Origin of the sequence: Corynebacterium glaucum, from assembly GCF_002287505.1 — a bacterium.
In the GTDB taxonomy this organism is placed as follows: domain Bacteria; phylum Actinomycetota; class Actinomycetes; order Mycobacteriales; family Mycobacteriaceae; genus Corynebacterium; species Corynebacterium glaucum.
Map to the genome: position 1 here is coordinate 1,243,014 of NZ_CP019688.1, position 25,241 is coordinate 1,268,254.

General features: G+C 63.2%; 25 protein-coding genes, 1 tRNA gene and 2 pseudogenes. 23 read left to right on the plus strand and 5 right to left on the minus strand.

Going from position 1 to position 25,241, the window contains the following annotated elements:
* Positions 1-63 precede the first annotated feature (63 nt).
* The 15 genes from CGLAU_RS06055 to CGLAU_RS06125 all read left to right on the plus strand — a co-directional run bounded on the left by CGLAU_RS06055 (position 64) and on the right by CGLAU_RS06125 (position 14,731).
* A complete protein-coding gene (locus tag CGLAU_RS06055) occupies positions 64-888 on the plus strand; it encodes a TlyA family RNA methyltransferase (RefSeq protein WP_095659911.1) in 825 nt (274 codons plus the stop codon).
* Positions 889-1,821 carry an NAD kinase gene (locus tag CGLAU_RS06060; RefSeq protein ID WP_232507226.1) on the plus strand — a complete coding sequence of 311 codons (933 nt, stop codon included), beginning with the start codon at positions 889-891 and terminating at the stop codon, positions 1,819-1,821.
* On the plus strand, positions 1,822-3,552 hold the full coding sequence (gene recN, locus CGLAU_RS06065; protein WP_095659912.1) for a DNA repair protein RecN: 1,731 nt from the start codon (positions 1,822-1,824) through the stop codon (positions 3,550-3,552).
* Between the two features lie 65 nt (positions 3,553-3,617).
* Entirely contained in the window at positions 3,618-4,811 is a 1,194-nt protein-coding gene (gene steA / locus CGLAU_RS06070; RefSeq protein ID WP_095659913.1) for a putative cytokinetic ring protein SteA, read from the plus strand.
* Positions 4,812-4,842: 31 nt separating this feature from the next.
* Positions 4,843-5,748 carry a copper transporter gene (locus CGLAU_RS06075; protein ID WP_095659914.1) on the plus strand — a complete coding sequence of 302 codons (906 nt, stop codon included), beginning with the start codon at positions 4,843-4,845 and terminating at the stop codon, positions 5,746-5,748.
* Between the two features lie 10 nt (positions 5,749-5,758).
* On the plus strand, positions 5,759-6,406 hold the full coding sequence (locus tag CGLAU_RS06080; protein WP_095661077.1) for an NUDIX domain-containing protein: 648 nt from the start codon (positions 5,759-5,761) through the stop codon (positions 6,404-6,406).
* An 8-nt stretch (positions 6,407-6,414) separates the two neighbouring features.
* Positions 6,415-7,329 carry a site-specific tyrosine recombinase XerD gene (xerD, locus tag CGLAU_RS06085; protein ID WP_095659915.1) on the plus strand — a complete coding sequence of 305 codons (915 nt, stop codon included), beginning with the start codon at positions 6,415-6,417 and terminating at the stop codon, positions 7,327-7,329.
* 26 nt (positions 7,330-7,355) lie between these two features.
* Entirely contained in the window at positions 7,356-8,357 is a 1,002-nt protein-coding gene (locus CGLAU_RS06090) for a hypothetical protein (RefSeq protein WP_198305047.1), read from the plus strand.
* 144 nt (positions 8,358-8,501) lie between these two features.
* Positions 8,502-9,395, plus strand: a complete 894-nt coding sequence (locus CGLAU_RS06095; protein ID WP_095661078.1) for a ParA family protein — start codon at positions 8,502-8,504, stop codon at positions 9,393-9,395.
* 1 nt (position 9,396) lies between these two features.
* Complete coding sequence (locus CGLAU_RS06100; RefSeq protein ID WP_095659916.1) at positions 9,397-10,194, plus strand: segregation and condensation protein A; 798 nt, start codon at positions 9,397-9,399, stop codon at positions 10,192-10,194.
* A 21-nt stretch (positions 10,195-10,215) separates the two neighbouring features.
* Positions 10,216-10,782 (plus strand): SMC-Scp complex subunit ScpB, encoded by a 567-nt coding sequence (scpB, locus tag CGLAU_RS06105; RefSeq protein ID WP_232507227.1) that lies wholly within the window; start codon positions 10,216-10,218, stop codon positions 10,780-10,782.
* 80 nt (positions 10,783-10,862) lie between these two features.
* Positions 10,863-11,792 carry a pseudouridine synthase gene (locus tag CGLAU_RS06110; protein WP_095659917.1) on the plus strand — a complete coding sequence of 310 codons (930 nt, stop codon included), beginning with the start codon at positions 10,863-10,865 and terminating at the stop codon, positions 11,790-11,792.
* Positions 11,793-12,500, plus strand: a complete 708-nt coding sequence (cmk, locus tag CGLAU_RS06115) for a (d)CMP kinase (protein WP_095659918.1) — start codon at positions 11,793-11,795, stop codon at positions 12,498-12,500.
* 53 nt (positions 12,501-12,553) lie between these two features.
* Complete coding sequence (gene der / locus CGLAU_RS06120) at positions 12,554-14,041, plus strand: ribosome biogenesis GTPase Der (RefSeq protein WP_232507252.1); 1,488 nt, start codon at positions 12,554-12,556, stop codon at positions 14,039-14,041.
* Positions 14,042-14,056: 15 nt separating this feature from the next.
* On the plus strand, positions 14,057-14,731 hold the full coding sequence (locus CGLAU_RS06125; protein WP_095659920.1) for a CE1 family esterase: 675 nt from the start codon (positions 14,057-14,059) through the stop codon (positions 14,729-14,731).
* Here the strand turns inward: CGLAU_RS06125 and CGLAU_RS06130 are convergent.
* A complete protein-coding gene (locus tag CGLAU_RS06130; protein WP_095659921.1) occupies positions 14,719-15,519 on the minus strand; it encodes a class I SAM-dependent methyltransferase in 801 nt (266 codons plus the stop codon). The genes CGLAU_RS06125 and CGLAU_RS06130 overlap by 13 nt on opposite strands.
* Before the next feature lie 73 nt (positions 15,520-15,592).
* Here CGLAU_RS06130 and CGLAU_RS06135 point away from each other — a divergent pair, with 73 nt between their 5' ends.
* The 3 genes and pseudogenes from CGLAU_RS06135 to CGLAU_RS12265 all read left to right on the plus strand — a co-directional run.
* A complete protein-coding gene (locus CGLAU_RS06135; protein ID WP_157731282.1) occupies positions 15,593-16,549 on the plus strand; it encodes a CE1 family esterase in 957 nt (318 codons plus the stop codon).
* Positions 16,550-16,602: 53 nt separating this feature from the next.
* Positions 16,603-16,677, plus strand: a pseudogene (locus CGLAU_RS12615) (alcohol dehydrogenase catalytic domain-containing protein); the annotation flags it as partial.
* Positions 16,676-16,789 (plus strand): annotated as a pseudogene (locus CGLAU_RS12265) (glutathione-dependent formaldehyde dehydrogenase); the annotation flags it as partial. The pseudogenes CGLAU_RS12615 and CGLAU_RS12265, both read left to right, overlap by 2 nt.
* Before the next feature lie 25 nt (positions 16,790-16,814).
* Here the strand turns inward: CGLAU_RS12265 and CGLAU_RS06145 are convergent.
* The 3 genes from CGLAU_RS06145 to CGLAU_RS06155 all read right to left on the minus strand — a co-directional run bounded on the left by CGLAU_RS06145 (position 16,815) and on the right by CGLAU_RS06155 (position 18,572).
* Positions 16,815-16,891: transfer RNA gene (locus tag CGLAU_RS06145), tRNA-Pro, on the minus strand.
* Between the two features lie 83 nt (positions 16,892-16,974).
* Positions 16,975-17,334, minus strand: coding sequence for a YchJ family protein (locus CGLAU_RS06150; protein WP_095659924.1), 360 nt, complete (start codon positions 17,332-17,334; stop codon positions 16,975-16,977).
* Positions 17,334-18,572, minus strand: a complete 1,239-nt coding sequence (locus CGLAU_RS06155) for a bifunctional alpha/beta hydrolase/OsmC family protein (RefSeq protein ID WP_198304841.1) — start codon at positions 18,570-18,572, stop codon at positions 17,334-17,336. The genes CGLAU_RS06150 and CGLAU_RS06155 overlap by 1 nt, the downstream gene beginning before the upstream one ends.
* A gap of 193 nt (positions 18,573-18,765) precedes the next feature.
* On the opposite strand from CGLAU_RS06155, the gene secA2 reads away from it, so the two are divergent.
* From secA2 to CGLAU_RS06180, 5 genes are all read left to right on the plus strand, one after another.
* A complete protein-coding gene (secA2, locus tag CGLAU_RS06160; RefSeq protein WP_095659925.1) occupies positions 18,766-21,057 on the plus strand; it encodes an accessory Sec system translocase SecA2 in 2,292 nt (763 codons plus the stop codon).
* 98 nt (positions 21,058-21,155) lie between these two features.
* Complete coding sequence (gene odhI / locus CGLAU_RS06165) at positions 21,156-21,587, plus strand: oxoglutarate dehydrogenase inhibitor Odhl (protein ID WP_095659926.1); 432 nt, start codon at positions 21,156-21,158, stop codon at positions 21,585-21,587.
* 76 nt (positions 21,588-21,663) lie between these two features.
* Entirely contained in the window at positions 21,664-22,410 is a 747-nt protein-coding gene (gene ftsR / locus CGLAU_RS06170) for a transcriptional regulator FtsR (protein ID WP_415877154.1), read from the plus strand.
* A gap of 21 nt (positions 22,411-22,431) precedes the next feature.
* Positions 22,432-23,022 carry a bifunctional nuclease family protein gene (locus tag CGLAU_RS06175; protein ID WP_095659927.1) on the plus strand — a complete coding sequence of 197 codons (591 nt, stop codon included), beginning with the start codon at positions 22,432-22,434 and terminating at the stop codon, positions 23,020-23,022.
* A 103-nt stretch (positions 23,023-23,125) separates the two neighbouring features.
* A complete protein-coding gene (locus CGLAU_RS06180; RefSeq protein ID WP_095659928.1) occupies positions 23,126-23,701 on the plus strand; it encodes a MerR family transcriptional regulator in 576 nt (191 codons plus the stop codon).
* A gap of 57 nt (positions 23,702-23,758) precedes the next feature.
* Here the strand turns inward: CGLAU_RS06180 and CGLAU_RS06185 are convergent, their stop codons facing one another.
* Positions 23,759-25,234 carry a vWA domain-containing protein gene (locus CGLAU_RS06185; RefSeq protein WP_095659929.1) on the minus strand — a complete coding sequence of 492 codons (1,476 nt, stop codon included), beginning with the start codon at positions 25,232-25,234 and terminating at the stop codon, positions 23,759-23,761.
* Between the last annotated feature and the right edge of the window lie 7 nt (positions 25,235-25,241).

Genomic DNA, 25,241 nt, shown 5'->3' on the forward strand with positions numbered 1-25,241 from the left:
AACGCCTTGCAGAATGACTAAGGTCGCAACCCCCAAGCACTCGACAGGATTGGAGGGCCAAGCATGGCTCCAGGACGACGCCGCCTCGATGCAGAGTTGGTGCGGCGCAAGATCGCGCGTTCTCGGGAACAGGCGCAGACCTGGATCAAGGAAGGCCGCGTCGAGGTTGCCGGTTTCATCGCCACGAAGCCGGCAACCGTGGTTGAAGCAGAGGACTCGATCAAGGTCGCGCTCACCGAGGAAGACGATTGGGCGTCACGCGGAGCGCACAAGCTCCTGGGAGCGCTTGAGGTGTTTGAGCGGATGGGGTTAGGCGTCGATAAGCGAAAAGCTCTTGATGCTGGAGCCTCAACTGGTGGGTTTACCGACGTACTGCTGTCGCGGGGTGCGAGTGAAGTGGTGGCGGTCGACGTGGGCTACGGCCAGCTTGTGTGGCGGCTGCAGAATGACGAACGTGTCCGGGTGCTGGACAGGACGAATATTCGCAACCTCACCCCTGAGATGATGGGCGGGCCGGCCGATGTGATGGTGGGGGACCTCTCGTTCATCTCGCTGAAGCTGGTCCTACCCGCGATTGTGGAGTGCCTGGCGGACGGTGCCGACCTGCTACCGATGGTGAAGCCGCAATTTGAGGTTGGCAAGGACCGACTTGGCAGCGGGGGTGTGGTGCGCTCTCCTGACCTGCGAGCTGAGGTGACTGCCGACGTTGCGTTGTTCGCACAAACGCTGGGGCTGAGTCTGAGGGCGGTGACGGCCTCGCCACTTCCGGGGCCGAGCGGCAACGTAGAATACTTCCTGTGGTTGGTGAAAGATGCGGGTGTGACCGCGCTTTCGCCGGAAGCGGTGGCCGAGATGGTTGCTGCTGCAGTGAAGGAAGGACCGCAGTAGATGGCTGACGCGATGACGGACCGCGAAATCCTGCTCGTTCCGCATTTCTATCGTCCGGACAACATTGCAAGCGCCTCAAAGGCAGCGAGTTTGCTGGAAGATGCCGGCATCCGCGTGCGCTTGCTGGACCAAGGGGAGCCGGGCTCGGAGCAGCCGATTGACAAGGATCCGGTGCTGAACCAGCTTGAGCGCGTGGCACCAGATTCGCAGGCAGCGGCAGGGTGCGAGCTGGTGCTGGTGCTTGGCGGCGACGGGACGTTCCTGCGGGCGGCTGCGGTGGCCCGCGAGCAGGATCTGCCGGTGCTCGGTATCAACCTGGGGCATGTGGGCTTCCTTGCGGAGGGTGAAGCCGAAAGCTTGGAAACCGCGATTGCCCATGTCATCGACCGGACTTATTTTGTTGAGGACAGGATGACTATCGACGTCCAAGTGCTCGACGCCGAAGGCAAACCAATTGAAACCAGCTGGGCGCTGAACGAATGCAGCGTGGAAAACACTGACCGCACGAGGGTGCTCGATGCAATTCTGGAGGTCGACTTCCGGCCGGTGTCCTCGTTCGGGTGCGACGGTGTGCTGATTTCGACACCAACGGGTTCCACCGCGTATGCATTCTCCGCTGGGGGGCCGGTGATGTGGCCTGCGCTCGACGCGATTCTGGTGGTGCCAAACAACGCGCACGCGCTGTTTGCCAAGCCTATGGTTGTCTCGCCACGCTCGACCGTGGCGGTGGAGTCCGAACCGACTACCGGGCGCGCTGTTGCAGTAATGGACGGGTTCCGCCGCATTGAGATGCCGCCGGGGTCCCGAGTCGAGGTGATTCGTGGCCATCGCCCGGTGAAGTGGGTGCGCCTGGACAAGCGTCCGTTCACCGACCGGCTGGTGCGGAAGTTCCAGCTGCCGGTCTCGGGTTGGCGCGGACCTAGGTACAAGTAGATGCTCGCAGAAATTTCAATTCGCAACCTCGGAGTCATCCCGGCTGCGTCGGCGGAGCTTTCGCCGGGGCTGACTGTGCTTACCGGCGAAACCGGCGCCGGTAAAACCATGGTGGTGACCGGGCTACGGCTCCTCACCGGTGGGCGCGCGGACGCGTCGCGCGTGCGAACCGGTTCCGAGGAAGCAGTGGTGGAGGGCGCGTTTGCTCTTAACGGTCTTCCGGAGGGCGACCAGACCGCCGTTGAGGCGATTGCCAACGAGGCAGGTTCGACCGCGGATGAGAACGGCGAGTTCGTGGTGTCTCGTTCGGTCAAGGCAAGCGGTCGGTCGAAGGCGCATCTCGGCGGCCGCACGGTGCCCGCGGCTACGCTCAGTGAGTTCACCTCGCATCTGCTCACTATCCATGGGCAAAACGATCAGCTTCGACTGATGGCACCCGAAAAGCAGCTTGTCGCCCTCGATCGGGTCGATCCGGGGATCGCGCCGCTGCTTGCCGCATACCGCGAAACTTACAACGCATGGCGGGCCGCGGCGAAGGACCTCAAGGAGCGCACCGAGAAAAAGCTCGAGCTCGCGCAAGAAGTCGATCGTCTGCGCTTTGCCATCGACGAGATTGACGCGATCGCGCCGCAAGAATCGGAAGACGATGAGCTGGTTGAGGCGATTAACCGGCTCCAAGATGTCGACGCGCTGCGCGAAGCAGCTACCGAAGCCCTGGCAGCCATCGACGGGCCGGAGGCGGCTGGCGGATATGGCGGTGGGGAGGACGCCGCCGCCTCCACCCTGGTCGGTCAAGCCGCGAGCGCGCTCGACGGCGCCTCAGACACTGCGCTCAAGGAGCTCGGCACCCGGTTGCGCGAAGTGAGCAGTGTGCTTGCCGACGTCTCCGTAGAACTGGGCAGCTACATTGCGGACCTTCCAAGCGACCCCGGAGAGCTGGAGCGTCTCTTGCAGCGCCAGCAGGAGCTCAAAGGCCTGACCCGGAAGTACGCGCCAGATATTGCCGGTGTGCTCGCGTGGCGCGCGAAGGCGGCGAAACGGTTGGGGAAAATCGATACGTCTGAAGAGGCCGTCGATAAGCTGCAAAAGCTTGTAACCGAACTTGAGAGTGAGCTTGCGACGCGGGCTGGGAAACTGAGCGCGGCGCGTGAGGCGGCGGCAGCGCGGCTCGGGGAACAAGTGACGGCGGAGCTGCAGGGCCTGGCGATGCCGAAGGCGCGGCTGCACGTGCATGTTGAGCGAGCGCCGTACGGGCGCGACGGCGCAGACTCGGTGGAGTTTCGGCTTGCACCGAACGCGGCGCAGGATCCGAAGCCGTTGGCGACGAGTGCCTCGGGCGGTGAGTTGTCGCGTGTGATGCTGGCGTTGGAGGTGGTGCTGGCTGGTTCTTCGAGCGGCGCGACGCTGGTGTTCGACGAGGTTGACGCTGGTGTGGGCGGGCGCGCGGCGGTGGAGATCGGGCGCCGGCTTGCGCGGTTGGCCACAAACAACCAGGTCATCGTGGTGACACACCTGCCGCAGGTGGCGGCGTACGCCGATACGCATCTGCACGTGTCCAAGCACGTCGGCGACGAGGCCGTGACCTCCGGCGTAGGCAGCTTGAGTGAGGACGACCGGGTGGAGGAGCTGGCGCGGATGATGGCGGGCCTGGACGATTCGGACACTGGGCGCGCGCACGCGGCCGAGCTGCTCGCGCAGGCGCAGCGGGAAGTCGCCAAACTTCGGGCCTAAACACATCACAGGATTCTCCCGCGCGCCTCCCTGGTAGGCGCAGGTCAGTGTGCACAATACGGGGTATGACTGTCTCTACCTCTCGCACCGGATCCGCAGCACCGACGATCCAGGGCACCGTACGCGACTGCACCCCGCAGGGCAAGGGCTTGGGCCGGATGAGCGCCGACGACATCGTGATCGTGGATGCGCCGGACATGACCCGTCGCCTCGCGGAATCGCTTGTGGCAGCGCGCCCGTCTGCGGTGGTGAACCTCGCGCACTTTTCCACCGGCGCGATCCCGAACTACGGTCCCCACTTGCTGCTCGATGCCGGGATTCCGTTGTACGAGGCGGCGGGCGCGGAGGTGCGTTCGGCAATCCGGGACGGCAAGAAGGGCAGCGTCGACGCTGACGGCGAGATCATGGTGGGCAAGAAGCTTGTCGGCCACGCGTCGCCGGTCACGCGCGAGGCGGTCGACGCGACGTTCGACGACTCTCAACGCAGCCTCGTGGAGAACATGGAAGCCTACTTCGGTAACACCATCCAGTTCATCCACTCAGAAGCACCAATGCTTATCGACGGCATCGGCGCGCCCGAAGTCGGCGACGCCATGACGGGCCGCAAGGTGCTGATTGTTGCCCCGACGCCGGACACCCGCGAGCGGCTGCAGGGTCTGCGGAACTTTATTCGCGAGTTTTCACCGGTGATCGTCGGTGTGGGCCAGGCTGCGAACACGCTGGCGGACATGGGCTACGACCCGGACTTCATCGTGGCCGACCCGACCGAGGTTGCTGCTGAGAACCTGCGCAGCGACGCCAAGGTGATTTTGCCGGCCGAGACGGACGGCTACGCGCCTGGACTTGAGCGCATTCAGGATCTTGGTGTCGGCGCTATGACCTTCCCGGCCGCGACTGACTCTGCGCTGGATCTGGCGATTTTGCTCGCGGTGTTCCACGATGCAGAGACCATTGTGACGGTAAGCCAGCCGGTTGAGCTTGACCGCATTTTTGCGCAAGCCGAGACTTCGGAACCAGCCGCGCTACTCACGCGCCTGAAGGCCGGCCGCAAGCTGGTGGACTCCAGCGTGATTGAGAATCTGTACACATCGAATACCGGCGGTGGAGGCGTCGCCTGGGCGTGGGCGATCCTGGGCTTGCTCGTCGCGGCGGCCACCGTTGTCCTGATCGTTGGACTCGGTGGAGATGGGGAGTTCACCGAAAACCTGATCAACACTTGGAACGCGATCGCTGTGGCCGTTCAAGACTGGATTCAGTAACACGCACGCGACGTCAAGGAGGTAACGCATCATGTCGAATGGAACTCGCACTTCGGGACTCCTCGCAGCGGGCCTCGGTTGGGGAGCTGCGATCGGGGTCGCAATCGGCATGCTGCTCATCGCTCCAGCGATGAACGGCACCCTGGGTCCCGCTAAAGCGTCGGCGAGCAGCGCTGGCACCGGACCGGAAAGCGCTGGCGGCGATATCGGCGCGAATAGCACAGACAGTGCCGGCAGCGGTGACAGCGGAGACGCATTCCGTGCCGAGGGCCAAGCTGATGCGGCAAACGCGCTGCTCGCCGCAGAAGCAGAGACGATTCTCGCGGAAAAGTTGGTTGACGTTCCGGTAACGATTATCCGCACCGCGGGCGCGCACGACGAAGACATCGCGGCACTGCGAGGATTCGAGGAGACAGCGGGTGCCACAGACGCCGGCGAGGTAGTCCTCACAGACAAATTCTTCCAGCGCGACGCAGCGGACGAGTTGTCCAACATCATCGTGAACACGTTGCCCTCTGGAGCTCAGCTCTCCGTAGATAATCGCTCGCCTGGCACCCACGCTGGCGAGTCTCTGGCCGCCGCCCTCGCCGTGAACCCTGACACGGGCGAGGCTTACGCCACCGATGATGACCGGGCACTGGTGCTTGATGCCCTTTCCGAAGCTGGATTCATTGAGCGCTCCGACGGGATTGTCCCCGCCGGTGTCCTGCTGGTGGTTACCGGCGAGCTGGCGCCAAACGAGAGCGGCGCGAACTTCGCTCACCAGTTGCTCAACGATTTTGCGGATGCGCTTGGGTCGAAATCTCGCGTAGTGCTGGCCACACCTGGGGGCGAGCAAGACGCAAAGCATGCCCATCCGGTCGGCCACGTCGACACTGACGCGGGTCGCATTGGTGCGGTCTTAGCAGCCGGTGACCTGGTAGCCGGTCAGCAGTAGGGTAGTGGGCATGAGCCATAATTTCGAGGTCACGCAGTCAGAACTGCTTGTCGACGCTCCGGTGATTGCCCTCCGCCGAGACACGTTGGTCATGCCGGGCGGCGGCGCAGCAGATCGCGAGGTGGTCGAGCATTTCGGTGCCGTGGCTGTGGTTGCGTTGGACGCCGACAATCGCGTCGCGCTCGTGGAGCAGTACCGCCCCAGCGTGCGTCGCCGTCTCCGTGAACTGCCAGCAGGCATCCTTGATTTCCACGAAGAAGACGAGCTAACTGCAGCAAAGCGCGAACTCCAGGAGGAAGCCGGCCTTGCCGCTTCCGATTGGGGAGTGCTCATTGACGTAGTCACCTCTCCCGGATTCGCTGAGGAGGCCGTGCGAATCTACCTCGCACGCGGTCTCAACGAGGTCGAGAAGCCCGAAGCTGAAGATGAGGAGGCGGATATGGGCTTCTCCTGGCTCTCTCTGGAAGAGGCCCGGGCAGCAGTCATGCGTGGAGAGTTCTTGAACTCCATCGCCATCACCGGCATCCTCGCAGCCAGTGAAGTCCACTCCGGTCGCGCTGAGCTGCGCGACGTTGCCGAGCCGTTCGAGATCCGGCCGACATCCATGGCCACGCGTCGTGCCGCAGCGGGCATCCTGCCCGACATGAAGCGCATCTAAACCCCTCCATGCCGACCGTTTCGCCTGCGCAGCTCGCCCACAAGTGGCACGTGCACTTAGTGGTCGAACGTGGGCTTTCAGACCATACGATCAGCAACTATGACCGCGACCTCAACCGCTATGTGGCATGGCTGGAGGCCGCCGGCATCAATGATCTGACCACGGTGACCGCCAACCACCTCGAGTCCTATGTGGCGGATCTGCGCCGCGGCAGCGAGACTACAAAGCCGTTGGCCGCCTCGTCCGCCGCCCGGGCGCTGGTGGTAGCGCGTGGCTTGCACAAGTTCGGAGTTGCAGAGGGGCTTTTGCTTGCCGACGTCTCGGCTGACGTGTCTCCGCCAGCAGCCGGCGAAAAGCTTCCGGACACGCTTTCAATCGATGAGGTCGCCGCCCTGCTCGATGCCTGCCCGACAGACACCGCGACCGGGTTGCGCGATAAGGCGCTGTTGGAGACCCTATACGCAACCGGTGCGCGCGTGTCGGAGGTGCTCGCGCTCGCCCTCGACGACATCACCGCCAGTGACGGGGTAGTGGCAGTTACCGGCAAGGGGAATAAGCAGCGTCTAGTACCCATTGGTTCCCACGCGCAGGAGGCGCTGAACGCGTACTTGATCCGTGCCCGCCCGTCGCTCGCGACAGGCAAGTCTCACGCGCTCTTCCTTAACGCCCGCGGAACCGCTTTGTCGCGCCAGAGCGCGTGGACCGTCATCAAGCAAGCGGCACAGCGCGCTGGGTTGGACAAGGACATCTCGCCGCATACCCTGCGGCACTCGTTTGCGACTCACTTGCTGGAGGGCGGTGCCGATGTGCGAACCGTCCAGGAACTCCTTGGGCACGCCTCGGTGACCACCACCCAGATCTACACGCACATCACTGCGGAAAGTCTGCGCGAGGTGTGGGCAGGGGCGCACCCGCGCGCGTGACCGCGGTCTGTAGAGTTGGCTTAATTATGAGATATACAACCGTTGTATCGGCCTGCGCGGCAGCCGCCATAGGCGTGCTGAGTCTCGTACCGGCACCGGCGGCGGCACAGATGCCCAATGGGCTCGACCCGGCCGTCGTCCAGCAAATGCTTCCTGCTGAAATCACTGTGCCTGCCGGGCAAACGACCACCGTCGATGTGGGCGTGCCGGTGAGCGCGAGCTACGAAGCGGATGGGTGGGCGGTGTCATCAAGCGGGACGGTAATCACTGTCACCGCCCCAGATACGCCGGGCGCGACAGCACCAGTCACCGCGAGTGCCGCAGGCTACTCCGCGACCGTGACGCTAGTCGCGGTGGGAGATGTGCCGTCGCCGGCTCCCGCCGCGCCCGAACCCGCGAAAACTGCGGAACCCGCGGAATCTGCGGAAGGGCCGGAAGAGTCGGCGGGAACTGCCGTTGAGGGTGCAGCGACGCAACCCAGGTCGGCTGCGTCCCCAGTGGACACCTCACAAGCGAAGCGTTTCTCATTCGATGCCGAGATTCACGGGAACCAGATCGTGGTGAAGGTGCCGCTTTCCCGGGCCGGCGATCTGCTCCCGTATGCCAACACAGATCAAAGCAACGCGAAAGTTCGGTACCTCGACATCAACGGGCAGGTTATCGAAGGGGTGAGCCGAGATATTGACGTTGCTGGGCGCACCCTGACGTTGACATACCCAGAAGGTGAAACACCGGACAACCCGTTCATTATCGAAGTGGTGCGCGACGATGCGCGCGCTGAATTCATCGCTGTCCTCACGGCGACCAACGCGCCCGTCGCGCAAGCAATGGCCGGCGAATCCGGCCCATACTCCGCGGCCGCTTCTGAAGGTCAAGGGAATAACCCTGACTCATTCACCGGCTGGCCCGTCGTCTTGATCTCTGCGGGATGCGTTGCAGCCATTATTGGCATGCTCTTGATTAGGCGGGGCCGGAAAAAGCGTCGCTTAGAATTTCCTGCGGAAACACGCCGGCGGCGCACCCAGTAGGTTCGCCCCTGCCGAAATGCCACCGTTGTAAGATGAGGAACGTCAAGGACGTCGGCATGATTCTGCGTCGGCGCGAATGAACCGCGAGAAGACAACGCGAAAAACACCGTGAAACACCGTGAGAAAGGACTGGCGATGGCGGACATGGCTAGCTCGACTGACACGACTGGTGGCGACGCGCTGTTCGATGCGGAGGAGGAGAAGACGTTCCTCACCGGGCGCCCGCAGCGGAAGTTCGCCACGCCGAAGCCGCTTGACCGCCACGGTCCGGCGACGATCATCTCTATGGTGAACCAAAAGGGCGGGGTCGGAAAGACCACCTCCACGATCAACCTTGGTGCCTCGCTGGTTGAGCAGGGTAGGAAAGTGCTCCTCGTCGATCTTGACCCCCAGGGCGCGTTGTCCGCTGGCCTGGGCACCGCACACGACGACGATCAGCTCACCGTCTACGACCTGCTCTTCGACAACACTGCGAGCGTGCACGCAGCGATTCGGCATTCCAAGGTCTCGGGCCTCGACCTCGTGCCCGCCAACATCGACCTCTCTGCCGCGGAGATTCAGCTGGTCAACGAGGTCGGCCGCGAGCAGACGCTGGCCCGCGCCCTGCGGCCGGTGCGCAACGAATACGACTTCATCTTCATCGACTGCGGCCCATCACTGGGGTTGCTCACGGTCAACGCGCTCGCCGCGTCGCACGGCGTGATCATCCCGATGGAAGGCGAGTATTACTCGCTGCGTGGCCTTGCGCTTCTCACCGATACCGTGGAGAAGGTTCGGGACCGCATCAATTTCGACCTCGACATCGTGGGCATTTTGGTGACCATGTTTGACCGGCGTACAACCCACGCACGCGAGGTGATGGAGCGGGTCGTTGAGGTCTTCGGTGACCGCGTCTTTGACACGGTCATCACCCGTACTGTCCGGTTCCCGGAAACGTCGGTGGCGGGCGAGCCGATTACGACGTGGGCACCGAACTCCCAGGGGGCCGAGCAGTACCGAAATCTCGCGCTCGAGGTGATGGAGAGGACCGAGCGCTAACGTGGTGCAGCCGGAAATCACCGGCTTCACGCTGGTGCTCAACAATTTTGAGGGACCCTTCGACCTTCTCCTGAACCTCATCAACTCGAAGAAGCTGGATGTCACTGAGGTGGCGCTGGCCGAGGTCACCGACGAGTTCATCGCCTACACCCGGGCGCTTGGAGAGACCGCGGAGCTCGATGAGGTGACTGAGTTTCTGCTCATCGCCGCAACGCTGTTGGACTTGAAAGCAGCTCGCCTTCTACCGCGCGGTGAGTCCGACGAGATCGAAGATCTGGAGCTGTTGGAATCGCGGGATCTCCTTTTTGCGCGCTTGCTTCAGTACCGGGCCTACCAGCAGGTAGCCGACGAGTTCGCGCAGTGGCAGCTGGATGCGAAGCGTCGTTACCCGCGGGCGGTGGCGATGGAGGAGCGATTCGCCGATCTGCTGCCGCCAGTGGAACTGGGGCACACTCCTGCGAGCTTCGCGCAACTGGCCGCCAGTGTGTTTCGGCCGAAGCCGCCGGAGGAAGTTCGTGTGGATCACCTGCACGAAGTACAAGTGTCTGTCCCCGAGCAGGCCGGCCGCATCCTGGACACCCTGCGGCATCGGGGGCCGGAGGAGTGGATGTCGTTTGTCGCATTGACCCGTGACTGCACCCGCTCGATGGAAGTGGTCGGGCGTTTCCTTGCGCTGCTGGAGTTGTACAAAGCTCGTGCTGTTGACACGCGGCAGGAAGAAGCACTGGGTCCGTTGGATATTGCGTGGACCGGTGTTGAGGTCGACCCGGCCGTGGTTGCTGCGGGGAACTGGGAATAGCGTGCGAAGAGGAGATGTCGGATGAGTTTGCCGGACCATTCGCTGCCGATGGTGTCGCAGCTGCGATCGCGGATCGAGTCAATCCTGCTCGTGGTTGAAACGCCGGTGATGGTGGCAGAGTTGGCGGAGGTGCTGGGCGCGTCGCCAAGTGACGTCGATAAGCAATTGCTCGAATGGGCGAATGAGCTTGATGCGCGAGGAAGCGGCATCGAGCTGCGCGAGACTGCGGAGGGGTGGCGGCTGTACACGCGGCCGGAGAACGCGGAGGCAGTGGAGTCGTTCGTACTTGATGGGGCGCAAACAAAGCTTTCGCGAGCGGCGATGGAGACTTTGGCGGTGATTGCGTACCGCCAGCCGGTGACGCGCGCGCAGGTGGCTGGGGTGCGTGGTGTAAACGTCGACGGCGTGATGCGGACGCTGACGCTGCGAGGTCTGATCGCGGAGGTCGACCCGGATGAGGCGACTGGTGCGCACCGCTACGTCACCACCGAGCTGTTCTTAGAGTTGCTGGGCATTGATTCGCTAGATCGGCTGCCAGATTTGGCGCCGCTGCTGCCTGAGGTCGACGCAATTGAGGATGCCTGGTAACCGCATTCAAGCTGCTAGACTGGCCGCGTCCCAAGACGATTGAATAACTACAGACAACCTCAAGCAAAGGATGCACTCCGATGACTCCACCCGCTCGCCGAGACGGCACACCGGACAGAGAAAAGGACGACAAGTTCTACATCTCCAACGCGAAGCCAGCGAGAAAGCAGCACGTACGGCCCGAAAAGCGCCGCGATAACCCCGACTACGAAGAGCCCCACCCGTTGGCGGACAACTGGTGGGATGCGGATGAGAACAATCGCTCGAAGGGCGGTGCTGAAGGCGTGCGCTTGCAGAAGGTGCTCGCGCAGGCGGGCGTAGCTTCGCGCCGCCACGCCGAGGTCATGATCGACCAGGGCCGCGTGACGGTCAACGGGGAAAAGGTCACCCAGCAGGGCGTGCGCGTCAACCCGAACGTGGATGTCATCCGTGTCGACGGCGCGCGCATCAACGTGAACGAAGAGCTGGAGTACTTCGCGTTCAACAAACCGCGCGGCATGCAGACCACGATGAGCGACGAGTTTGACCGCGCGTCGGTGGGCGACGTGCTCTCCGAGCGCACAGCCTCTGGCCAGCGGCTCTTCCACGTCGGCCGCCTCGACGCCGACACCGAGGGCCTACTCATCCTCACCAACGACGGCGAGTTGGCCAACCGCCTCACGCACCCAAAGTACGAGGTGCCCAAGACCTACCTGGCCACGGTGCTCGGGGAAGCCAAGCCAGAGCTGGTCAAGCAGCTCAAGCAGGGCATTGAGCTTGACGACGGGGTGGCCAAGGCGGACTTCGCGCAGATTGTCGATGTGCACAACGGTCAGTCATTGGTGCGCGTCGAGCTTCACGAGGGACGCAAGCACATCGTCCGACGGATGCTCAAGGCCGCCGGTTTCCCTGTGCAGCGCCTCGTGCGCACCAAGGTGCACACGGTCCAGCTCGGAGACATGAAACCTGGCTCAATGCGGGCGCTGAACTCGGCGGAGCTCGCCTCACTGTACAAGGCGGTGGAGATGTAAATGGCTACCTACAACCACTTAGCAAATATGCCCGACGGCGGGTTGATCCTTGCTGTGGACGGTCCCAGTGGCACCGGAAAATCCACGACCTGCCGCGCGCTGGCGAAGCAGCTTGACGCAAAATACATCGACACCGGTGCGATGTATCGCGTGGCCACCCTCGCGGTCTTGCGTGCTGGGGTGGATCCGCGAGACACTCCGGCCGTGATCGAGACGACGGCGGAGTTGCCCCTGACAGTGTCGGACGACCCTGATTCCACGGAAGTGCTGCTCGGCGGCGAGGATGTCTCCGGTGAGATCCGCGGCGCGGAAGTCACCCGCAACGTCTCTGCGGTGTCAGCTATCCCCGAGGTGCGCGAAAACCTCGTTGCGCTACAGCGCAAACTCACGATGGATGCGCACCGCGCGATCGTGGAAGGTCGCGACATCGGCACGGTCGTGCTTGTCGACGCCCCCGCGAAGGCGTTCATGACTGCGTCCGCCAACGTACGTGCGCAGCGCCGCTACGAACAAGACATCGCAGCCGGCCGCGATGCCGATTTCGACACCGTGCTTGCAGATGTGCAGCGCCGCGACGAGCTGGATTCGTCGCGCGCGACCAGCCCACTGCGGCCCGCAGATGATGCCGAGATCATTGACACCTCCGACATGACGCGAGACGAGGTTCTGGCCTCCCTGATTCAGGTGATCGAAAGGAGCGCGAAGTGAGCAACAAGTTTGATCCGAACGAAGCGGAAGAGACGCAGTTCTTCCAGCCGGGTATCGACGCTTCTGGGCTCGATGACGTCGAGTACTACCTCGACGAAGACGATTTCGACGACGCGGACTTCGCAGAGGCCGACTACGGCGATAAGGAGTACACCGACGAGGACTGGGAGGCGCTCGAGCGCGAGTACGGCATCCTGCGCCCCGATGTGGTTGAGGAAGCGCTGCCGACCGTGGCGATTGTCGGCCGCCCGAACGTGGGCAAGTCGTCGCTAGTGAACCGCTTCCTTGGCCGCCGCGAGGCTGTGGTGGAGGACCACCCGGGTGTCACGCGCGACCGTGTGAGCTACCTGGCTGACTGGGGCGGACGACGCTTCTGGGTGCAAGACACCGGCGGTTGGGATCCGGACGCCAAGGGCATCCATGCCGCAATCGCTCGGCAGTCCGAGGTGGCAATGGAAACCGCCGACGTAATCGTCATGGTGGTGGATTCGCACACCGGCATCACAGAGACGGACGCGGTGATGGCGCGCAACCTCCAACGCTCCGAAGTCCCCGTGATCCTGGTGGCCAACAAGTTCGAATCCGAGTCCCAGTGGGGCGATGTCGCGGAGTTCTACTCCCTGGGCCTGGATGACCCGTGGCCGGTCTCCGCGCTGCACGGCCGCGGTGGCGCCGACGTGCTTGATGAGATCCTGCGTCTCTTCCCGGAGGTTCCCCGCGCAGCGAACTCCATCACCGAGGGACCGCGCCGCGTCGCACTCGTCGGGCGGCCGAACGTCGGCAAGTCCAGTCTGCTGAACAAGCTGAGCAAGAAGGACCGCTCGGTGGTGGACAACGTCGCCGGCACGACCGTCGACCCGGTCGACGAACTCATCGAACTGGACGAGAAGATCTGGAAGTTCATCGACACCGCAGGCCTGCGCAAGAAAGTCAAGAACGCGCAAGGCCACGAGTATTACGCCTCGCTGCGCACCCGCGGCACGATCGAGGCTGCCGAGGTTTGCGTGGTGGTCATCGACGCCTCCCAGGAGATCTCGGAGCAGGACCAGCGTGTCATCTCGATGGTGCTCGACGCTGGTAAGGCCATGGTTATCTGCTTCAACAAGTGGGATCTCATGGACGAAGATCGCCGCTACGACTTCGACCGCGAATTCGAGCAAAACATCGGCCACCTGAACTGGGTGACCAAGCTCAACATTTCCGCTGACACCGGCCGTGGCTTGCACCGACTTGAACCGGCAATGGACCAAGCATTGGAGAGCTGGGACAAGCGCATCTCGACTGGCCAGCTGAACAACTGGCTGCGCGAGGCGATCGCCGCGAACCCGCCGCCGATGAAGAACAACCGTCTGCCGAAGGTGCTCTTCGCTACGATGGCCACCACGCGCCCGCCGACCATCATCTTGTTCACCACCGGGTTCCTCGACGCCGGCTACCGCCGCTACCTGGAGCGCAAGTTCCGTGAGCAGTTCGGCTACCACGGCAGCCCGATACGCATCGCGGTTCGCGTGCGCGAGCGAAACCCGAAGAAGCGGAAGTAGAGGAAAACCACCCGCATGGACCCGAGCTGCCACGTCAGTATCCCGGAAGGCCTCAATGGCCCCGCACCACTCCTGCTCGCGTTGCACGGCAAAGGCGACAACGGCAACGACTTCCTCGAAGGCACCGGGCTCGGCCGAGCTCGAGCCATCGTCGCCGCCCCCACAGGCAGCGGCTTGGCATGGGCGCCGGCACCGTACGCTCGCACCAGCTTCGAGGAGGACAAGGAGCGTATCGACGGCATCTTGGACGACCTCATCACCACCCACGACGTGGATACCACGCGGATCTATGCCGTGGGATTCTCAAACGGTGGCGGATTGGCAGTGGAGCTGTCGCTGCACTCAGATCGCTTCGCCGGTGTGGCCACCGTGTCCGCGGCGGTGCGGGCTAGCGCCGAGCAGATCGCGCAGGCTCCAAACCCGGTGGACTACCTGAACATTCACGGCACTTACGACGACGTGGTGCCGTACGAGGGCGAGCAGCGCTCGCCATACAGCGGTGTGGAGGACGACGTGATTCAGTCGGCTTCGGATGTGGTCGCTGGCTTTGAGCGCCGCAACGGCGACGCTGCGCGCACCGAGCACCGCCGCGTGGAGAAGATGGGGCACGAGTGGCCGACGGGTGCCTGGGCGCGCAACATCGACGTGACCGAAGAGATCTTCGACTTCTTCGGGCTTCAGCGTTCGTAGACGAACGCGTCGGTGCGATACGGCAAGGGGAGAAGCTGGCCCGATTCGAAACCGAGCCGCTCGAACAGGTACCACCGCAGATTGGCAGTGACTTTCGCGCGGGTGGCCTCGCTCGCGCGCAGCCAGTAGGAGCGGGTGCGTGCGAGCGCGAACAGGTCATCAGTGGTCGCGGGCTGGATCCACTTCATACGCAACTCGTCGGCGAGCCGCCAGGGCGAGGCGACTTCGGGGTAGAACCCTTCGCGGTGCACGTCGCCGGAGTGGCTGATGCGCGACAGGCGCAGCACCCACGGATGCGTCACATCTAATGTGTTCCAGCACAGCAGGAGTTTTCCGCCCGGGGCGAGAACGCGGTCTGCTTCACGGCTCGCTTTTGCTACGTCGACCCAGTGCCACGTTTGGGCGCAGGTGTAGGCGTCAAACGAGGCGTCGATAAGCGGAAGCTCTTCGGCTGTGCCAAGCATGACCTGTGCCTGGGGGACCTGCTGGCTGCAGACGCGTGCCATGTCTGCCGAAGGATCGAGCGCAACCACCTGGCGGCCCGGAGCAACGAGGGTTGCGGTGAGCTTGCCGGTGCCCGCACCAACGTCGAGGACGCGCTGTGCGCTGCTGATCATCGCGGCGACCTGGGAGGGGTAGGAGGGGCGCACGTCGTTGTACTCCCGGCATCCGCTGGCAAACGCCCCCGCAGAGAACGCGCGGGCGGCATCGTCGCGAAACCCCGGCGCGTCCTTCGCACTCGGCTTGAAATTGCGCGGGGCTGGACGGTCAGCGGGTTGGTCGGACATGGTAGGCCAATCTACCGCTGAGCCGAGAACGCGATGCGTTACGCTAGCCAGTCGTGTTGGTAGGCAGGATCGCATGAGTCGGTTTAGACCCGCAGCCGCGGCTGCCATGGTGTCGTCGTTGCTAGCGTTCTGTGTCAGCGCGTGCGACGAGCCGGGGTCGGACACGGGCACGTTGACAACGTTGCCCACAGAGCCCGCGGTGGGGGAGGTGGAAGCCGGAGAGGACGCACCCACCCTGCTCAAGCCGTGGGCGCCCCCGATGATGCACAGTCGCACCGTGGAGGTCGAGGGAACTAACCGCAATTACGTCTTGTCTCTGCCGGCGGGTGCGCGTCAGCGCGAAGGGTTGCCGGTGATCTTCGCGTTCCACGGCTTGGGCGAAGAAGCGGTGACGATGCAGCGCCACACCAACCTCGACGTGGCAGACGCCATAGTCGTTTACATGCAGGGCGTGGAGAAGGCGTGGTCGCCGGCTCCCTACGCGAAGACCACTGCGGACCAGGATCTCGCGTATGTCGACGCGGTACGTACTCAGCTCATCGGGGAATTCGACATCGACCAGTCGAGGGTATTTGCTGCCGGATTCTCCAACGGCGGTGGTTTTGCGGCGTTCCTCGGTTGCCGTCGACCCCAGGACTTTACCGCGGTGGCGACCGTGGCCGCGGCGCAGTACGAGAAGGTCTTTGAAGGCTGTTCTTCGATTCCGATGAAGCAAATCGACTTCCACGGTACCGACGATGAAGTCATCCAATACAACGGCGGATTCCGCCACGGCAGTTCCTATGACTCGATTGAAGAGAGCACAGACGGCGCCGCCGCTCGCAACCGGTGCGCGGCTGAGCCGGAAGAAACCAAGGTTTTAGACACCGTGGTGGAAGAGCGCTGGGTGGACTGCGATGCCGGGCTCGAGCACTACCGCATCGAAGGCGGGCACCATGTCTGGCCTGGTGGTGAGACCGATCGCTCCGGCATTCCGAAGGACTTTGCAACGCACCGGCTGCTTAAGTTCTTCGGCATCGGGCTGCGATAGCGGCGCGGCCACTGCAGTCGGGACTACACTCGGGCGCACCCTTGAGAATGAAAGGACACGAGCCGATGGGCATCGTCGAAGAGGTTGGCAGCGCTGTCACCAACCTCAAACCCGGCGACCGCGTCGTTGGGCGTACTCGACCTGAAAACCCACACCGCGCCGCTCGACGTAGCCCCCGCCATGTACGAGAAGTTCCAGAAGAAGCAGGACGGCTGCATCAAGGTCGTCCTCAAGCCGTAGTAGAGGGCCGAAACTCTCCAAAAAATGGTCGGACTGACAGGATTTGAACCTGCGACCCCCACACCCCCAGTGTGGTGCGCTACCAAACTGCGCCACAGCCCGATCGTTCCCGCTGAAGCGGCAACTTGCACAGATTACACCACTGTCACCAGGGCACTGAAATCCGCTGGACAGTGCTTCACAGACTAACGGAGGGTTCCGTCGACGTAGACCCACCGCCCAGCGCGCCGCTCGAAACGAGAGCGCTCGCGCTGCACGCCTCCAGGGTGGTGGGCCTCGAACTCCACCACACCTTCAGGATCAAAGGGGCCGCCGCCCTGCTTATCGACGATCACGAGACGCGTGAATGGTTCCCCACTCTCGTCGAGGTCCAGCGCCAACGGGCGCGTCTCCTCCGCCCACGTTTGCAAGAGGTAATTGGCGTCACCCACAACGAATGCGCTGTACCGTGAGCGCATGAGCGTTTCCGCGGTAGGTGTCGGCTTGCCCTGGTGGTAGGGCTGGCAGCACTGTTCGAACGGCATTCCCGATCCGCAGGGGCACATCAGCGTCGCTTCGCTGCGCTCATGTGCGCCGTGCCGGAGGCCTTGTTCGCTGCGCGGCGCTCTGCCACTGTGGCGGTGCGCACGGTGGTGTCAATGTCGCCCTTGGCCACGTAGCCGTCGACTGTCGAGGCAGCGCCGGCAGCACGCAGTTGCTCGGCTTCCGCATCCGTCAGATCCCCGTACAAGGTGATCTCGCGGGTGAAAGTGCCATCTCCGCGGTGGGAGACTTCCACGCGGACGTCGTCAAGCTTCATGCCCTTGGCTGCCTCCCTGACGGCCTGCGAGCAGCTGACGGCGAGGGCCGACATGTAGAGACCTGTCGAGGTGACACCCTGACCCTTGCCGCCGGCGTTTTTGGCGCGGTCGGTGGTGATGGCCCGGTCGGAGGTGCGCACGACATCGCCGTACTTCGTGCCGCGGGCGGTGTATGAAATCGCGTTGGTGTCGCCGGTGGCCTCGGGCGCAAACTCCGGCTCGATGTACTGCTGGGCCCAGGAAGCGATGATGTCGGCGGCGCGCTGCGCGCTACCGGAGCGGGTGAGCAAGTGATCCGCTTTATCCAAGGCCATGAGCGACTTGGGGTAGCGGGTGAGCTGGAAGATGGTCTGTGCGTTGTCGATGCCCACGGTGACATCGATAGGCGAGTGGAGCAGCAGCAGCGGCTTGCGCAGTTTCGGCAAATACGTCTCCGGGTTGGTGTCGGCTAAGTCCTCGAGGAACTCGCGCGAGATGACGAGCTCGCGCCCGCCGAGCACAACCGGCACGGACCCGTTGGCATCTGCCTCGCCGATCTTGTCCGCGTAGTGCAGCACCGAGTGCGCCGGGTCAAAGGGCGCTCCGACGGTGGCCACCGCCTTGATCATTTTCTTCAGCTCCGGCCGCGTCGCTGCCTGCAGTGTCGCGGCACCGCCGAGGGAGTGGCCCATGATGAGCTGCGGGGCGGTGAAGTTCTCCTGCATCCAGAGCGCGGCTGCGACGATGTCGTCGACATTCTGCGTGAAGCTGGTCTCGGCGAACTCGCCCTCAGACTGGCCGAGGCCGGGGAAGTCGAAGCGCAGGGTGGCGATGCCGTGCTCCGTGAGCCGTTTGGAGATGCGGGATGCGCCCGGAGTGTGACGGGAGCCGGCGAAGCAGTGCGCGAAGATTGCATAGGCTTGCGCGGGCGCGTCGGGCCGGTCGATGGTTCCGGCCATCATTTTGCCGGTGGACGAGGGCACCTGGACGTTCAAAGACAGCAACTACAAGCCTCCTAGACATTGCATACGCGGCATACGCGGCATACGCGTTGCGCGGAACGCCACCAACACTAGAGCACATTGCGGTTTCGGTGCCGGTCGCACCTACGATAGGAGAAGTTTGCTAGCAATCCACGCGACAGGGCACTGAGGGCACTGAGGGCATTGAGGGCATTGAGGAAGGACGGCAGCACACATGGGCGCATTCGACTGGTTCTGGAAGGCCATGGGCTCTTCAGCCGAGCGCAACAACAAGAAGTCCAAAGGCATCGTGGCGGCAGCAGAGGAGCTCATCCCAGAGCTTGCAAAGCTTGACGACGCTGCGTTGGCGGCCGAAGTCCGCGGCACCGTCGCCGCAGGTGCGATCGGGGATAAGCCGCGATTTCTGGCGGGGCTTTCCGTCGCCTCGCAGCGAACTCTTGGGATGACGCCGTTTACCGTGCAGAACCAAGCAGTGCTGCGATTGCTCGAAGGTGATGTGATCCAGATGGCCACCGGCGAGGGGAAGACGCTGGTCGGTGCGATGGCGGCTACGGGTTACGCCTTGACTGGCAAGCGCGTGCACCTGATCACCGTGAACAACTACCTCGCCGCCCGCGACGCGGAGTGGATGCGCCCGCTCGTGGAATTCTTTGGACTCACTGTCGCTGCGGTGACTGAATCATCTTCGCGGGAGGAGCGCGTCGCGGGCTACCGCTGCGACGTGATCTACGCGCCGGTGACGGAGATCGGCTTCGACCACCTGCGCGACAATCAAATCACCCACCGCGACCAAACGGTTCAGGTTCCCGCGGACGTCGCGCTGGTCGACGAGTCGGACAGTGTGCTTGTCGACGAAGCCCTGGTGCCGCTCGTTCTCGCCGGTTCCGAGGGTTCACAGCAGGCGACCGGGCAGATCACTGCGGCGGTTGCGCAGCTGGAGGAGGGCGAGGACTACGCCATCGACGCCGAGGGACGCAACGTCTTCCTCACCGACGGCGGCGCCTCCAAGATCGAGCGCCTCCTCGGCATCGATTCTCTGTACTCGGACGAGCACATCGGCACCACGCTCGTGCGCGTCAACCTCGCGCTGCACGCCAAGGCGCTACTGGTGCGCGACGTGCACTACATCGTCTCCGAGGGCAAGGTCGCGCTTGTCGACGCCTCGCGCGGCCGCGTCGCCGAACTCCAGCGCTGGCCTGACGGTCTGCAGGCAGCCGTGGAGGCGAAAGAAGGCCTCGATGTCTCCGAAGGCGGGCGGATCCTGGATTCCATAACCCTGCAGGCGCTCATGCGCCGCTACCCAATTGTGTGCGGCATGACCGGCACCGCGGTCGAAGCGACTGACCAGCTGCGTTCGTTCTACGGTTTGCACGTGTCCGTCATTGACCGGGCGAACGAGCTGGCGCGTTTCGACGAAGCGGATCGGATCTACGCGACTATGGAGGAGAAGAACGCCGCCATCGTCGACGAGATCGCGCATATCAACGCCACCGGCCAGCCGGTGCTCGTCGGTACGCACGACGTCGCAGAATCCGAGGCGCTCGCAGACGCGCTGCAGGCGCGCGGCATTGAGGTCAACGTGCTCAACGCGAAGAACGACGCGGAAGAGGCCCGGATTATCGCCGAGGCGGGCGACACCGGGCGCGTGACGGTTTCCACCCAGATGGCCGGACGCGGCACCGACATCCGTCTCGGCGGGGCCGACGAACGCGACCACGACGAAGTTGCCCAGCTCGGCGGCCTCGCAGTGATTGGCACTGCCCGCCACCGCACCGCACGCTTGGACAACCAGCTGCGCGGACGCGCTGGCCGGCAGGGCGACCCCGGGTTGAGCCTGTTCTTCGTGTCGCTGGAGGATGACATCGTCAAGGTCGGCGGTGCCGATGAACAGGTCACCGCGCAGCCGGATGCCACTGGCCGGATAGATTCGAACCGCATTCAGCAGTTCATTGAACACTGCCAGCGTGTTACCGAAGGTCAGCTACTGGAGATCCATTCCCAGACCTGGAAGTACAACAAGCTGCTCGCGGATCACCGCGATATCCTCGACGAGCGCCGCACGGCGCTGCTTGATACCGACGCTGCATGGCGCGAGCTTGCAAGCCGCCACCCGCAGCGGGCGGCGGAACTGGAGCACCTCCCTGATGGCGTCAAGGTGCAGGCGGCCCGGGAGATCATGCTGTTCCACCTCGACGACGAGTGGTCCGAGCACCTCGCCATGATGGACGACGTCCGCGAATCTATCCACCTGCGTGCGATCGCCCGGGAGACGCCGATCGACGAGTACCACCGCATTGCCGTACGGGAGTTCAAGGATCTTGCAAATCGGGCCGTGGACAAGGCAGCTGAGACGTTCGAGACCGTCGAAATCGACGAGGGCGGCGCACACCTTGCCGACGCGGGGTGGAAGCGCCCCAGCTCGACGTGGACCTACATGGTCTCGGACAATCCGTTGGCAGGTTCGGGCAATTCGGTGCTCTCCGGCATCGGCAATCTGTTCCGCTGATGGCCAACCCCGCACTTGGGTGGCAAAACCCACCGCAGCAGTCACGAGCCGGTAATATAGCGAGCGATTAAGTTTTGTTGAGCTACTTGGAGGGTCTCATGAGCGAAAACACGGGCACACCACAGAACCAGGTGGAAACCACCTCGGTCTTCCGCGCTGATCTGTTGAAGGAGATGGAATCTGGCGCGGCAGCTTCCCCGGATTCGACCTCCGGCGCAGAGAACCTCCCCGAGGGCGCGGCGCTGCTCGTCGTTAAGCGTGGCCCGAACGCAGGTGCTCGCTTCCTCCTAGACCAAGACTCCACCACCGCCGGTCGCCATCCAGAAGCAGATATCTTCCTCGACGATGTGACCGTGTCACGCCGCCACGCCGAGTTCCGCCGAAAGGATGACTCTTACGAGGTGGTTGACGTGGGCTCGTTGAACGGCACCTATGTGAACCGCGAGCCGCGTAACTCCGAGCTGCTCTCCGACGGTGACGAGATCCAGATCGGCAAGTTCCGTCTCGTTTTCATCTCCAACGGTAAGTAACTTCTAATGCGCGCCCTGGCCATTGGGCTTTGGGCGGTGCAAAGAAACAGGCCCTAACCTTCAACCTCGACGAAAGATTGAGCAGATACCCGTGAGCGCTATCCGTAAGACCTCGCCGCAGGCCGTCAAACGGCCGTCCGCGAAAACGATGTCCATCGGAGTAGTACTTGAACAGTTGCGCGGCGAGTTTCCGGACGTGACGGTGTCCAAGATCCGGTTTCTGGAGTCAGAGGGGCTGATTACCCCGCAGCGCACGGCATCCGGGTATCGCCGCTTCACAGACGAGGACGTGGAGCGCCTGCGCTACATCCTGGTCACGCAGCGAGATAACTACCTTCCGCTCAAAGTTATCCGCGAGCAGCTCGAGGCGATGGATGCGGGCAAAGTCACTGCGGTGCTGAGTTCGGCAGACTCAGAGCCGATGATCTCGCCGGATTCGTTTCGAGTCGACGCGAACGCATACCTGACGGATGCCGACCTGGCGACCCAGACGGGCGCGGAGGAAAACACGGTTGCTGAGCTGATAAAGGCCGGATTGCTCGTCCCGGATTCTGCCGGGTTGTTCTGCGCAGATGACGTGCGCATTGTGTCGACAGCTATGCAATTGCGCGAGTTCGGCTTCGACGTGCGTCACCTCAAAACACTGCGCACCGCGGCCTCGCGCCAAGCAGACCTGATTGCGCAAGTCGCGGAGCCAGTGGCTAAGTCTGGGAAAACCGCTGCACGCCAGCAGGCGGATGAACTCGCTCAGCAGGTGTCCGCGCTTGTAGTTTCGCTGCACGCCTCGCTGGTCAAGCGAGAGCTGCGCGACCAGCGTCCGTAAGCTGCGCGAAGGGCACGCGAAATGACTCCTATCCATCTTCTCGGAGTGTTTCCAATCGGACCGGAAAACTTCATGTGCGCGCTGTTCGAGTGGGAGGAAAGCAGCCGGTATCTGCCTGTCTGGTTGCCGCCAATCGAAGGAGCACTGCTCGCGGCGCGCCTTGAAGACTGGGCACCGCGCAGGCCTGGTGTGCACGATGTGCTAGCCGACGTGATCGACCAGACCTCGGCCGAGGTGAACGCAATCGAGTTGTCTAGCTACCACGAAGGTGTCTTTGTTGCGACACTGACATTGGACAACGGCGCCGAGATTGACATGCGCACCTCGGACGCACTGCTGCTGGGACTCGTTATGGATGTCCAGATCGAAGCGGATGAGACGGTGCTGCAGCACGCCTCGATACACATCAACGGACGTGACGCTGCAGAGTACTTCGGCATTGAGATCGAGGACAACTCAGATGTCGACGAAATCCCGCCCGAAACACTCGATACGGACGGGCTCGACGCCGCAGCGTTTGAGGCGTTCATGCGAGAGTTAGGTGTAGATGCGGCAGACTTTCCCGACATGGGGGAGGACGATCCTGATACCGGGCCCAAACCCTCAAGTTGAGGTTGAGACTTTCGGCGTGTTGCTGAGGTAAGGCTTGACCGAACCTCTAAGCTGGCTTTTAATATGCATTAGGCCTACAGGCAAACACCATGGGAGTAATTACGTGACTACGAACACTACCGACACCCCTGTCGAGGATTACGTGGCACCGGTACAGGAGTCGCTGTTCGACATCGGCCCGTCCGACGAGGTCGGCTACCGTGTGCCAATCGCGTGCCAAGTCGCCGGCATCACCTACCGCCAGCTCGACTACTGGGCTCGCACCAACCTGGTGCGCCCGTCGATCCGCGGTGCAAAGGGCTCCGGCTCCCAGCGCCTGTACTCCTTCAAGGACATCCTGGTTCTGAAGATCGTCAAGGGTCTCTTGGACACCGGCATTTCGCTCCAGAACATCCGCTTGGCAGTTGACAAGCTGCGGGACCGCGGTGTCAATGACATCGCTGAGATCACGCTGGTTTCCGATGGTGTCACGGTGTACGAGTGTCGTAGCAACGAGGAGATCATCGACCTCCTCAACGGCGGCCAGGGTGTCTTCGGCATTGCTGTTCCGCAGATCATGAAGGAACTCACCGGGACCATCTCTGCGTTCCCGTCCGAGCGCGTTATTGAGGACGCTGAGCCGGAAAACGTTGTCGGGATCGACGAGCTGGCTGCCCGCCGTCGCCGCAAGACGTCGTAAAGCAAACTACTTTTACTCCCACCGCTCCCGCACTGCTTCGTGCGGGAGCTTTTTGTCCTAAGAGCGGGTGCCGGTCGCTGCGACGATCGCCGCTTCGAGTTCGGCTGCTGAACCCACCTGCTGACGCGATGCGGCGACTGCTTCGAGAGCCTTGTCGTGCGGCGCGCTGCCGACATGCACGACCGCGATCGAGGTGCCGCTGTCGGCACCGGCTTGAATCGCCTTGGTGAAGACGGCGTCGTCCTCGCCGTCTGCAGTACCGGTGGTGATTACTACGATCCGCACCGGGCTTGGGAACGAGCCCACCGCCGCAGTCACGGCCTCGCGGGTTTGCGGAACGCCGCCAGTAGTCAGGGGGGCAACCGCATTCTTCACCGCGGACGGGCTCGAGGTCATGGCCACGTTGTCGCGGTACCCATTCGTCACACCGACGCTGAGCGGGGAGGAGTAGTTCCACAGTGCAACGTTGTGTCCAGCGGCTGTGACCTCATCGGCGGCGCGCTCCACACCACGCTTCGCAGACTCGAGATAGGGCTCCATGGCGCCGGAGGTATCTAGCAGGAACACCGTGTTGCCCACTTGCCCGTCGGCGGCGACGGCGGCATCGTTGGCGTTGGTGGGGGAGTTGCCGTCGGCGGTCAGCGCCGCTCCTCCGGTGGGCATTGCCGCGGCCCAGACCATCTCGGCGATGACCGGTTGCTTCGGGGTTTCCGCATCGAAACTCTGCGCACCGAAGCGGGCGAAGTCCTGGCCGGCACGGGCTTGGTTCTCATCCACTGTGGCCCCGGAATTCAGTGGGATGGCGGTGTAGATCACCGAAGCATCGAGTGGGTAGAACCCAGCGTGGGGCAGGGAGTTTGCTTTCGAGGTGGCCACCCACATCCCCGGCGTCAAGGTAATCCCGTCGACGCTGTCGATTTGTTGATCGGTGAGCACGTTAACCGCCGTGCTATCGCTGTCCGCGAGCAGCGACGCGACCACCGCGGAGGATGCTGGCATCTGGGTAGGGAAGACCACCTTCTGCAACGGGACATTGGGACCGGGGTTATCTTGGCCGCTCAACCCCACTACGTCCGCGAAGACCTGCTCAGGGTCTGCAACAGCCGCGGTGCGGCCAGAACGGGCAAGTTCCTGGTGCGCAATCGGAGTATTCGGCGCGATGTAGACCGCGGCGTCGCTCAGCGTCTCCACCAGCTGCGGGCGGATGCAGTAGTCGCGTACCACGGGGTTGCTTGCCGCGTAAGCGTCGACAAGCTCTTTGCCCACAACCGCGTTCGAGGACGCGACCGGCAGCGTAATTTCGCCAGAGACGCACGAATCGTTGGTGCCGCTTCCATCGCCCTGGGCTGCGGTTGATTCAGAAGCCCCGCGTTGCCACACAACAAACCAAATCAGGCCGGCGACCAGCGCTAACGCAACAACCAGCGCGGCGATAGCGCGGCCAGAAAGCCTGTAGTTGTTTTGCCCGCTCGAATGCCTACCCATCTTCGCCTTACCGCCTCCGATTGTGCTCGCGTTGCGCGAGCCGTCCATCCGACCG

Excerpts from the sequence above, each read along its gene's own strand:
- CGLAU_RS06055 (WP_095659911.1), top strand. The coding sequence starts at position 64 with ATGGCTCCAGGACGACGCCGCCTCGATGCAGAGTTGGTGCGGCGCAAG.
- CGLAU_RS06060 (WP_232507226.1), top strand. The coding sequence starts at position 889 with ATGGCTGACGCGATGACGGACCGCGAAATCCTGCTCGTTCCGCATTTC.
- recN (WP_095659912.1), top strand. The coding sequence starts at position 1,822 with ATGCTCGCAGAAATTTCAATTCGCAACCTCGGAGTCATCCCGGCTGCG.
- steA (WP_095659913.1), top strand. The coding sequence starts at position 3,618 with ATGACTGTCTCTACCTCTCGCACCGGATCCGCAGCACCGACGATCCAG.
- CGLAU_RS06075 (WP_095659914.1), top strand. The coding sequence starts at position 4,843 with ATGTCGAATGGAACTCGCACTTCGGGACTCCTCGCAGCGGGCCTCGGT.
- CGLAU_RS06080 (WP_095661077.1), top strand. The coding sequence starts at position 5,759 with ATGAGCCATAATTTCGAGGTCACGCAGTCAGAACTGCTTGTCGACGCT.
- xerD (WP_095659915.1), top strand. The coding sequence starts at position 6,415 with ATGCCGACCGTTTCGCCTGCGCAGCTCGCCCACAAGTGGCACGTGCAC.
- CGLAU_RS06090 (WP_198305047.1), top strand. The coding sequence starts at position 7,356 with ATGAGATATACAACCGTTGTATCGGCCTGCGCGGCAGCCGCCATAGGC.
- CGLAU_RS06095 (WP_095661078.1), top strand. The coding sequence starts at position 8,502 with ATGGCTAGCTCGACTGACACGACTGGTGGCGACGCGCTGTTCGATGCG.
- scpB (WP_232507227.1), top strand. The coding sequence starts at position 10,216 with ATGAGTTTGCCGGACCATTCGCTGCCGATGGTGTCGCAGCTGCGATCG.
- CGLAU_RS06110 (WP_095659917.1), top strand. The coding sequence starts at position 10,863 with ATGACTCCACCCGCTCGCCGAGACGGCACACCGGACAGAGAAAAGGAC.
- cmk (WP_095659918.1), top strand. The coding sequence starts at position 11,793 with ATGGCTACCTACAACCACTTAGCAAATATGCCCGACGGCGGGTTGATC.
- CGLAU_RS06125 (WP_095659920.1), top strand. The coding sequence starts at position 14,057 with ATGGACCCGAGCTGCCACGTCAGTATCCCGGAAGGCCTCAATGGCCCC.
- CGLAU_RS06130 (WP_095659921.1), bottom strand. The coding sequence starts at position 15,519 with ATGTCCGACCAACCCGCTGACCGTCCAGCCCCGCGCAATTTCAAGCCG.
- CGLAU_RS06135 (WP_157731282.1), top strand. The coding sequence starts at position 15,593 with ATGAGTCGGTTTAGACCCGCAGCCGCGGCTGCCATGGTGTCGTCGTTG.
- CGLAU_RS06150 (WP_095659924.1), bottom strand. The coding sequence starts at position 17,334 with ATGTGCCCCTGCGGATCGGGAATGCCGTTCGAACAGTGCTGCCAGCCC.
- secA2 (WP_095659925.1), top strand. The coding sequence starts at position 18,766 with ATGGGCGCATTCGACTGGTTCTGGAAGGCCATGGGCTCTTCAGCCGAG.
- odhI (WP_095659926.1), top strand. The coding sequence starts at position 21,156 with ATGAGCGAAAACACGGGCACACCACAGAACCAGGTGGAAACCACCTCG.
- CGLAU_RS06175 (WP_095659927.1), top strand. The coding sequence starts at position 22,432 with ATGACTCCTATCCATCTTCTCGGAGTGTTTCCAATCGGACCGGAAAAC.
- CGLAU_RS06185 (WP_095659929.1), bottom strand. The coding sequence starts at position 25,234 with ATGGACGGCTCGCGCAACGCGAGCACAATCGGAGGCGGTAAGGCGAAG.